Source organism: Candidatus Poribacteria bacterium, from assembly GCA_026702755.1.
Taxonomy (GTDB): domain Bacteria; phylum Poribacteria; class WGA-4E; order WGA-4E; family WGA-3G; genus WGA-3G.
Genome location: JAPPBX010000076.1, coordinates 18,163 through 27,717, shown reverse-complemented (window position 1 = coordinate 27,717; position 9,555 = coordinate 18,163). Strand labels below are relative to the sequence as shown.

The window sequence follows — 9,555 nt, the reverse complement described above, 5'->3', positions numbered from 1 at the left end:
CCTCTCCGAGGATATTGATGATACAGAGGGGTTGTGTTCCTTCGCGCGTTTCGAGAAGTTGTTCGGCTATTTTTGCGTATTCTGGGTCCGAAAACAGTCGAGTACTTGGGATATCTTTCACCTGATCCCAGAGATGCATCCGATCCCGCCACTGTGCCATTGATCCGATATCGCGGCTTTGAAGAAATCGCGATGCTGCTGCCGTAAGATCATCACTCGGTACCTTTAAACAGATTGCCTTACGCGTACGCAGAACGGATGCGACTTCAGGGTCTTTCTCAGCGTCCGTCTCGGCAGTAAATCCAAGCACACGCACATTCCTATCAAAAGCACGCTGCACCTGAACACGCACTTCTTCTGGCGTTTCGGGCATCCTTTCTGTAGGTTTCGACGTGTGTAAGATCGGAGACGGACGTTTGAGTGCCAACGGACTGAGTGTCCCTTCCCGAACGGCAAGCACCTGATCGTCTATAGGAAGCCCGGTCTTAGGAGTGGGCGGGAGGATGCCGGTATCGTTCCAAACGTCTGTTATAAGCGTTGCCGCCATAGGCAGCCCAGTATCAGACGTAGATGCACATACCCACACGCCACCTTCACTTTCCCATAATGATACCTCTGTGTTGCCAATTTCATCACCGTCGCGCCGCCAATAGTGAAATTCACCCTCTTCTCTGACATAAGAAAACCCACGCTTGAAAAACGCCTCTTTGGCGAGATCAAGTGTACCCGATCCCAGAGAGTATGGCGCGTCGGGGATATCCTCCTTAAGTTGTATGTTTTGCGAAACAGGTGCGTCCAGTGCAGCACGAAAGGCATCGATAGGTGCAAAGAGAACTTCTTTAGGAATCACAGGCGGATCTAACAGATTTCCAAGCAGGATTTCATAGCGCGCATCCCAGCAATTGTGTCCTTTCTCACCCAAAATTTCAAGATACGAATCGTATTCGTTCGGATTCTCCGCTGACGGTGCCTCCTTATAGATATAGAACCGTGCCTCCTTAGTGTTCGGGTGCAGGTATCCCGGTATCCGGCAAGAAAACCGCAATCCACCAGACTTTGTTAGCGTCAACAAAGGGTTCGCAACGGCACTAACAAGCGCCTGAACGCACGCAAGAACAGTATCAGGCGCAGCACAGATGGCTTCATATTTAAAGTCGATATCATGCCAGGAAGCACCATCGCGTGCCGAGGGAATACCTGTATACACGTGAATCCCCCACGACCTGTGCCATTGGGTGATCTCCCAGTCTATTGCCTCTTGGCGTTTCGAGAACCGTTCACCCCCAAAATGACGCGGCGGACGGTCGGTTCCAGGGGCTTGCCCGATCGGCATAAAGGAAATGCCTGCTGCCTCCAAGTCTTGAAGCAGCACAGGGTATCCGTGCGCACAATAGGCTGTGAAACGGTAAGGAAGCCCTTTGTAAAGCCGAGGTTTTGAGGTCGTCTTCTGTTGCTTGAATGGTTTCTCGTGCCGTCGGTGGCAGCGTGTAATTATATCTTGCAAGACATTGGTTGTCATCAATGCACCTCCTTAACTACAGTAAGGCAGTTTTTTATTGTTGAGCCGGAAACTCTAAAACCCGAAGCAGAAATCCCTGACCTTACTACTAAATTGATTTCTTTCATAGCATAAGTTCAATATAAGATACCAGGGGTGGACAGGATAAAAAAATAATGGATGTTTATCAATGAAAATCACCCTAACAAAGCACTGACTGCCGACTGCTGATGGCCATTTCAAATGCGTGTGATTTTTCGTCAATTTCGCTTCAGCTCAACCGATGCGCCTGTGGCAAACTCACGCTGGAAAAAATACCCGTTATGAGGTGCTCACAAACTTAATATTTTCACAGAAGTTGAGAGTATATATTAACCCAAGTTGCCACCCAATCAACCAACGCGAGTTAAAAAATCATTAAATTGTAATCATAATTTTAATTACCAATTATTAAATAATGATTCAATATGACTATCATAGCATAATCCAAAGTTAAATACAATATAAAAGCTACGCTGTTTCAAGATGGCAACTTAGGCTATATTATCAAAAATCTCATTTTTTGTCAAATTTTAATCTGAAGTATCATGCATTTTCCAAAGAAATTAGCAATTTTATGAACATAATCGCTTTTTTTCTGAAAATATTGCATAATTTCTGAAAATATTGTATAATTTAGCAGTCATGTATAGACTTTTCTATGTTTAATTTTGATAATTATCAAAATTGGCTTAACATTACTTAATAGTACATTTAACTGCCTCACGATCAGTTTATTAGAAGTGAATAGACTGTCCTATGTGCTGTACCAGCTGTCTCATCTGCCTCAAAAAGAACTGTAACTGGCACATGGAGAAACCTAAAGATGAAGTAACACAAGGGCACAACAACTTGAGACTTGATATTGACATAAGAAAATCCAGTCTCCCGTCCAGTCGGCGGTGGCGGTTAGAGGGTAGAGGGTCTACTCAACACCGACGGTCAATTCGAAAACTGCTATAGTAGATGGGAAGATATATGTCGCTTCCCATCTACAAATCTACTCATAAAAGGGACCACTCTGAGTGTTGTTTTCGAGACGGCCATTAGGGTTCTCAATACGTGAGGCTGATTTTATCAAACTGCGTATGGGAGATGTGTTAATCGAGATCGATCACATTGAGATTATCGAACGGATGGCACACAATTAGGCATAAACTTTTAAAGCAGACAGCGGGATTTTGGTGTAGCCTTTCGGCTTCCAAAATGCAGAAAAACATAGAGAAGATATTTGTTATCATAGCACCTACACCCAAAAAAATTTATGATGCTATCTGACCGTATACGACGCGCCGTTACGACCTACTTAGCGACGCTGCCATTTTCAGACAAAGAGATTTTGACGGATCAGCCGATCCAATTCGGCGTTCTCGGAGTTGACAGTGTTGCGGATTATGTGGTTTGTGATGTCAGTTATTTCGTCGTTATTATTCTCTGCGAAGTGCCTACCACGAAGCGCGCTGCGTTGGAGGCGCGTGAACACCTGGAAAGTATGCTCTCCGCAACCGACACACAGTTCGGTGTCCTTGCGACAGGCACGGATCCAGATAGCTGGTTTTTTTCTGAGAACCGCCGCAATAACTGGTTCATAGAGGTCCCACGATCAATTTTTGAAAGTCAAGTGGCACGCTGGCATCCTGATACGCGTCAGTCCGCATTGGCACTGGATTTACAAAAAAAGATCAAGGAGTCAAACGATGTAGCACACCGGCGGCTTAGACAGCTTCGCAAGTGGTGCTGGACCGCCATTAGTTTCGGGATAGGCTTCCTTGGCATCGGCTTGTTATTGATATGGTATATCCTCAAATGAGACGATCGTATGCAGCGCAGAGACATTGACCTGAATGTTGCTAAAAGGCTATTTTCTATATCCCAATCTGAGTATATGTTGCGTGCTGATGATTGTCAGATGGCAGTACAGTTTTCCAATATGCCGCAAACAATCGAAGAATCGGCATCTCTCAACAGAAAAAATATGAATCGAAACCAAATCCTACGGGCGGTTGCCCAGAAATGTATTAAACAATACCCGTCCTTACATGAAGCAGCTGAATCGTCGAATATGGATATCCGCACGCTTCAGAAATATGCCCAATGGAGAAGGAATTAGACGAGTAAGAATATGTATTTGGTAATTTTACACCGTTTCATAAATGAGGTTCACAATGTTATTTATATGGCATGATCCTGTTGATATAACAATAACAGAAGTCTCTGGCACTCAACATGAAATTAAGAAGGCATCAAGAATTTCTATCGACCATAGGAATTTTGATCAGTTTACTATTCAGGTTGAGTATTATGCTGCGGGAGATAAACACGGCGTTGATGTGAAATGCGCGCTCTCGGGTTTTATAAATTGGAAAGAGTTTCAGCGGATTCAGCGGATTTTCGAGAACGAATACAAAAAGAGACTTGAGAACGGAGACAATATTGAAGAACTTCCTTGACATGAGAACATTAGATCGCGCCCTTTGGCTATACTCGAAAAACCAAGGAGCGTGATATGACAAGTCCAAAATTACTTATTACGAAATTGTTTATCAATCCGCGTTATCACTTACCGCTCGCGGATTTAGTACCGGAACGGTAAGTGATAATGTATCCATTATTATTCGCGTTTTTCACCGGGTTTTCGTCGATGCCTTGATGCATAACTATCCCCTGCCGGATCATACGAAACGGAGACCTGTCCATCTTCTACAACCAATCGCGGTACAGTTCGGTGACGACCGTCTCGTTCAGGGCCCCGCATGACAGCGAATTGTTCCTCGGTCATATCTTCGACCATATCGCCCCATCGGTCTTGCGGATCAATCACACCACCACCCCAATTGACATTTTTCGACTGGTACTTAATCAGTACCCCGCGTCTGGGGATCGGATTCTTCCACGCTAAGGCACCGTGTGTGCAACCACCATCCATAAAGAAGAGCACGTCGCCTGCCTTCATAACGGGTTGTACAACCAACCCCATCGTATCATCACATGTCCGAATCCCGCGTGGCATGGAGTACTGCGTCTTGTGGGAACCGGGTACACACGCAAAACCGCCCAGTCCTGGCTCGACATCGCGTAATTGCCATGTAATGGTGACGGTTTCGGCATAACTGCGTCCGTTCTTAAAAGCATAACCGCGTGATGGGGTCATCGGTTCATTGCCATCGTGTAGCGAGTGCCCCGATGTGCCCTGAACCGCGCAGAAGACAGTCGCGCCACCCATGCGATAGCCGCTACCGCCCATCCAATTGAGTCGCTGCACCACAGCAGGATGCGCAATCATGCGGCGGAAAGGTTTGTTATAAGGGTCAGGTAAGTCTAACAGACCTGGTAGAAGGGGTCGCCCTGTGCCAGCCTGACTTATTGATCCGCGAGCTAATTCCTCGCCTACGACGATCCGATCTTGGAATTTATCCACCGCCTCATTCGCTTCTGCGAGCCATTGCTCATCCATCACGCCGGGCACTACTACATACCCGTTCAAATCCCAAAAGTAGAACTCTTTCTCATCAATTCCAGAATCTGGGTCGCGGATATAAATTGATGGATGAACGACAGACGAGTCTTCCTCTACCCATGTCTCTTCGCTATCTGTATTTATCACTGGCGGTGGACTTGAACCCTTATACCCGGGAACATACATGACCGCCTTTTGCGCAGGTGTCGCCTCGTCTGCCCATCCCGGCAAAGATTCCGTTTCCGAGTAAGGTCCAACTGGATTGGATTGAACCGCCGCACGCGCGGCGTACCAGTATGCCAACAACCTTTTCGGCTCGTCTTTCCACGGACGAACGCCTTGGAGCGTAGGTACCGCGACCAAGAATAGATCGCCTGCCTTGAGTTCGGGTTGCACCACCAATCCCATATCATCAACACCGGTTGCCAAGTCGTCAGGTGTTTCGACATTGCTCTTGTGGCTTGCCTGAACGACAACCAATCCACCGTCCCCTTCTGCGACATCTTCCAATACCCAAACCGCTTTCACACCTTGGCAACGTCTCTGACCGTTTTGTTGGCGATATGCCAAGGACGGATTTCTCGGTTCATCGCCGCCGACGAGTGTTGTACCGACTTCACCCTCTCGATTCCGCAACAATTGAGGTGCTTGATCAAGTCGGAAACCGTGTCCCACAATCTGGTTCAAATACCACACCAATGTCGGATGTACCAGTAGGTCGCGGAACAATTCGCGGTGCGAACTGGATCCGCCTAACAGCATCTCACTATCTTCAACTGTATCTAATGCCGCGTTGAGTGCCGCCACCTCTTCTCGACTGAGAACGCCCGGAATGTGTAGGTAGCCTGCCACATCAAAAGCGTAGTTCTCTTCGTTGCTCATGACTTCGTTGTCCATTTGTCCCTCCTGTTATGGGTCTACCGTCAAAATTGGTTTCGTTGTTCAATAGAATCATTATCACGTAACTCTCCCGTTTTGTCAAATAGAAGATGGGTGCGACCAACCCTTGGTGAGATTCTGGTTACAAAAACTGATCACACATAATGAGTACGATATTCGGTCGAGATGCTGTCGTGCTACCCATTTTTTAATTTACCTTGCGGTTCGGTGAGGTGAATGAACTACGTTTTATTAGGACACGGATGTTCTTTCTAATGTCCGCTATTCTATCAGAAATCTCACAATGCATGCAAATTGTTGTCGCTTTCTTTCTCGAAATCGGATACACTTCTACAAATGGTATCAGAGAATCGTCCATCATGCGGCTTTGTAGCGAACGGAGTGTCTATGAACATCGTTTTTCTATTTTCAGATGAACACGCCGGTGCTGTGATGGGAAATAGTGGGCACCCCATTGTCCACACACCTCATCTTGACCGCCTCGCCGAGCAGAGTTACACATTCGACAACGCCTATTGCAATTATCCAATCTGTACACCTTCACGCCTGTCCATGCTCACCGGACGCTATCCGCACCAAATTGAAGCGTGGGATTTGGGAGCGATTGCGGATCGGCAGTACCCAACGTGGGGCGACTATTTGGCAGAGGCAGATTATGAAACCGTGTTATGCGGACGGACGCATTTCAATGGGACGGATCGACTTCTCGGTTTCTCCCATCGCCTACTTGACGATCTACCTCGGTGGAGGCACACAACTGGTCGTCCACCACGACGCACTTCGGACGCACGGCGCGGCTCCAACTCACACGTCGCTGAATGCGGACCGGGGGACCATGAACACACGAGATATGACCAAAACGTTACAGACTTGGCAGTTGATTTCCTTCGTGAAAAAGCGTCTTCGCCAAACAATGAACCGTTCCTGCTCTATTGTGGATTCATGCATCCACACTTCCCACTGATTGCGCCGCAGGAATTCTATTCACTGTACGACCCAGACGCGCTTGAACTGCCTGCTACGTGGAACGAACCACTTGAATCTCAACATCCCCTCATCCAGCACCATCGTTGGGCATGGCGGAACGACATTCCACCACCTGAAGCCACTGTACGTTGTGCCTTAGCCTCCTACTACGCCCTTGTTTCGTCTCTTGATGCCCAGATTGGGAGGATACTTGAAGCAATTGATGCGTCGCCATTACGTGAAGACACGGTCGTCATCTATACCAGCGATCACGGCGAAATGGCAGGGCACCACGGCATCTGGCAGAAGCAGTGCTTCTATGAACCGGCGGTGAAAGTGCCATTAATGCTCCGCCTACCTTCCAGCGAGACCGGACGCGTGGCACAAAACGTTTCTTTGATAGATGTCTTACCGACCTTATTGGAAGTCATCGGTTTGGAAACGCCTTCTGATTTACCGGGCGACAGTTTGTTGGAAATAGCCCAACACCAAGCAGACGAAACAACACGCGCCGTCTTTTCAGAATACCATCACATGGGGATGCTTAACGCTGGTTTCATGCTCAAGCAAGGAAATTACAAACTGTGTTATTACGTCGGAAGTGAACCGCAATTGTTCAATGTAGGGGTTGATCCGTTGGAGAACGACGATTTGGCACCAAAACCTGAATATGCGGCAAAACGTAGTGAAATGGAAGTTGCCCTGCGTGCGATTGTCGATCCAAAACTGACAGATGCGCGGGCAAAAGAGAATCAAAGGGTGCGTAGATCAAAAATTAGAGATGTCTAACTAACATGAGTTCGAGAAAAAATTGAAGACGACACAATGCGGAATAGTAGTTAACAGTCAGAGAATGTTTAGGTTTCAAGGCTACGTGCGTTCCTTTGCTTTCCCAATCGATAAAACAGGCACCCCGAGAGTGCCAACTAATATGATCAGAGACAATTATAAACGCGCTAACTTTAAGAGTGGACAGTTTGTGTGGAACGCAAACGCTTTGGTAACCAGTGTCTATTAAAAAAGAGGTTCTGTTTATGATGTTTCGATGCCGTTTCATCAGTTTCATTTTGCTTTTGGTAATCGCACCCCTTGGGTGTCATATTTTCAATAAAGGAGACGATATGTTAGTCAGAAAACTTGATGCGGTTATGCTGACAGCGAACGATTTACCACCTACTATGGAACTCGATGTTAGGTCTTCTTTCGCTATTGCTGGCAAAAGAAAGCACCCTCCGATTGTAGATGGATTTTCACAATCTTGGAATAGCACGCGCCCCGAAGAAGATATTTCTGTCAGCTACTGGTTGTTTCGGAGCGTCGAAGAGGCGAAAACCGCCGCGGGCGAGTGGATGGGCACACTCGCCTCTGCGGGGATTTATCTACCCGAACCCAGGCCCGAAGATGTTATCGGGGATGCTACCTGGCGCATTGAAAATAATGCCTCTATCTGGTTTGTCAAAAACAATGTTCTCGTCTTCATCATGGGAGGAAGACCCAGGATCAATCAACTCCCGTTCACAAGGTCGGTCGCCCGAAAGATTGAAGCCAAAATTAACGCAGCTTCAAATCAACAATGAAAATAAGGAATAGTTATCAGTTGTCAGTTACCAGTTAATGCGTATGGCAGCTCCAGACGTTTGCAACTGCCACAAACACCTCTTTAACTGAAAACTGAAGACTGAAAACTATTATGAACACCGATATACTCGCAGCACCACAATTTCATAACGGCAGGATTGATGCACCTCGCGGTATCCATTTTAGGCGACTACCCTGACATCGTTGCAGCACTCCCACGTGTAGCACCGTTCACATCGCTTAGCAATTTGATCGAAGACCTCAATACTGCAAAGAGAAATATTTATAGAGAATTTGGTTTCGATGCTGCAGCTTATGAAAGCCTGAAAAAGACCGTAAATGTTGAGTGACATCCTCAGAAATCGAGAGTCAAGGGGTCCGCAGGCACGCGGCAACGTTACTGCGGCCCCGAGCCCTCCATCGCTGGCGAGGTTTGGAACCTCGCCATTTGGCGCGGCAACGTTACTGAGGCGCTGTAACTCTATAAGTCAGTGTAACCGACTGCTGTGGAACCGTGTGCCCCCAAAACACTTTTATAGGCACCACGATCGGGAAAGGAAAGATTATCACTGTTCTGTCCCCTCGAAATTCCGCCAGAATCAAACTGCTAATATTCCTCTTTACTTTCGCGTCCACTTCATCTGCGAAGTAAAAGATGCGGGGCGGAATGGTGTTGAGGTTCTCAGGTCTTTTATTGAACTCCAAAGCGATTTCTCCGTTCGCAGGAATTGTATCACCATCTCGAGGAATTGCCCTGACAAGCACTGCGGGTTCCGGCGGTGGCAGTTCTTCACCCATATCACTGCCACATCCTATAAACAGACCGACACATAATAGGATTTTCAGTAGGTAAACACCTGCTTTTCGCAGTTGCAATTCTAAACGGGTTGGATTAAAAGTTGTCTTGGTCATCTCAGCCTCGCTTGCTCCTTTATATTTTTTTTGATAGGACTTACGCACATAAGCAATAAACCGCCTCATCACTGCATTTTTATTTTACCATATCCTTATGTTTTACGCAATATGACTTCTATAGTGAAACAGGGCCATTCAATTTTAAACATTTACTTTACCAATATGAATATAATTCCCTTGTAGGAGCGAGCTGTGCTCGCGA

General features: G+C 46.8%; 9 protein-coding genes. 6 read left to right on the top strand and 3 right to left on the bottom strand.

Annotation, left to right across the window (positions count from 1 at the left end):
* A partial coding sequence (locus OXH39_13780; protein ID MCY3551526.1) for a hypothetical protein occupies positions 1–1,519 on the bottom strand: 1,519 nt, incomplete at its 3' end.
* Positions 1,520–2,801: 1,282 nt separating this feature from the next.
* On the opposite strand from OXH39_13780, the gene OXH39_13775 reads away from it, so the two are divergent.
* From OXH39_13775 to OXH39_13765, 3 genes are read left to right on the top strand one after another with little or no spacing between them, the layout of a single operon-like run.
* A complete protein-coding gene (locus tag OXH39_13775; protein ID MCY3551525.1) occupies positions 2,802–3,347 on the top strand; it encodes a hypothetical protein in 546 nt (181 codons plus the stop codon).
* Between the two features lie 9 nt (positions 3,348–3,356).
* Positions 3,357–3,647, top strand: a complete 291-nt coding sequence (locus tag OXH39_13770) for a hypothetical protein (GenBank protein MCY3551524.1) — start codon at positions 3,357–3,359, stop codon at positions 3,645–3,647.
* A 55-nt stretch (positions 3,648–3,702) separates the two neighbouring features.
* Positions 3,703–3,987, top strand: a complete 285-nt coding sequence (locus tag OXH39_13765; GenBank protein MCY3551523.1) for a hypothetical protein — start codon at positions 3,703–3,705, stop codon at positions 3,985–3,987.
* Between the two features lie 161 nt (positions 3,988–4,148).
* On the opposite strand, the gene OXH39_13760 is transcribed toward OXH39_13765, so the two are convergent.
* Complete coding sequence (locus OXH39_13760; GenBank protein ID MCY3551522.1) at positions 4,149–5,891, bottom strand: phytanoyl-CoA dioxygenase family protein; 1,743 nt, start codon at positions 5,889–5,891, stop codon at positions 4,149–4,151.
* A 390-nt stretch (positions 5,892–6,281) separates the two neighbouring features.
* On the opposite strand from OXH39_13760, the gene OXH39_13755 reads away from it, so the two are divergent.
* The 3 genes from OXH39_13755 (at position 6,282) to OXH39_13745 (ending at position 8,788) form a co-directional block, all read left to right on the top strand.
* Positions 6,282–7,649 (top strand): sulfatase-like hydrolase/transferase, encoded by a 1,368-nt coding sequence (locus OXH39_13755; protein ID MCY3551521.1) that lies wholly within the window; start codon positions 6,282–6,284, stop codon positions 7,647–7,649.
* A 332-nt stretch (positions 7,650–7,981) separates the two neighbouring features.
* Positions 7,982–8,437 carry a hypothetical protein gene (locus OXH39_13750; GenBank protein MCY3551520.1) on the top strand — a complete coding sequence of 152 codons (456 nt, stop codon included), beginning with the start codon at positions 7,982–7,984 and terminating at the stop codon, positions 8,435–8,437.
* Between the two features lie 162 nt (positions 8,438–8,599).
* Positions 8,600–8,788 (top strand): hypothetical protein, encoded by a 189-nt coding sequence (locus OXH39_13745; GenBank protein ID MCY3551519.1) that lies wholly within the window; start codon positions 8,600–8,602, stop codon positions 8,786–8,788.
* A 112-nt stretch (positions 8,789–8,900) separates the two neighbouring features.
* Here OXH39_13745 and OXH39_13740 read toward each other — a convergent pair whose 3' ends face one another.
* Entirely contained in the window at positions 8,901–9,350 is a 450-nt protein-coding gene (locus OXH39_13740) for a hypothetical protein (protein ID MCY3551518.1), read from the bottom strand.
* Positions 9,351–9,555 lie beyond the last annotated feature (205 nt).

Coding starts and splice junctions, on each gene's coding strand:
- OXH39_13775 (MCY3551525.1), top strand. CDS start 2,802: ATGATGCTATCTGACCGTATACGACGCGCCGTTACGACCTACTTAGCG.
- OXH39_13770 (MCY3551524.1), top strand. CDS start 3,357: ATGCAGCGCAGAGACATTGACCTGAATGTTGCTAAAAGGCTATTTTCT.
- OXH39_13765 (MCY3551523.1), top strand. CDS start 3,703: ATGTTATTTATATGGCATGATCCTGTTGATATAACAATAACAGAAGTC.
- OXH39_13760 (MCY3551522.1), bottom strand. CDS start 5,891: ATGGACAACGAAGTCATGAGCAACGAAGAGAACTACGCTTTTGATGTG.
- OXH39_13755 (MCY3551521.1), top strand. CDS start 6,282: ATGAACATCGTTTTTCTATTTTCAGATGAACACGCCGGTGCTGTGATG.
- OXH39_13750 (MCY3551520.1), top strand. CDS start 7,982: ATGTTAGTCAGAAAACTTGATGCGGTTATGCTGACAGCGAACGATTTA.
- OXH39_13745 (MCY3551519.1), top strand. CDS start 8,600: ATGCACCTCGCGGTATCCATTTTAGGCGACTACCCTGACATCGTTGCA.
- OXH39_13740 (MCY3551518.1), bottom strand. CDS start 9,350: ATGACCAAGACAACTTTTAATCCAACCCGTTTAGAATTGCAACTGCGA.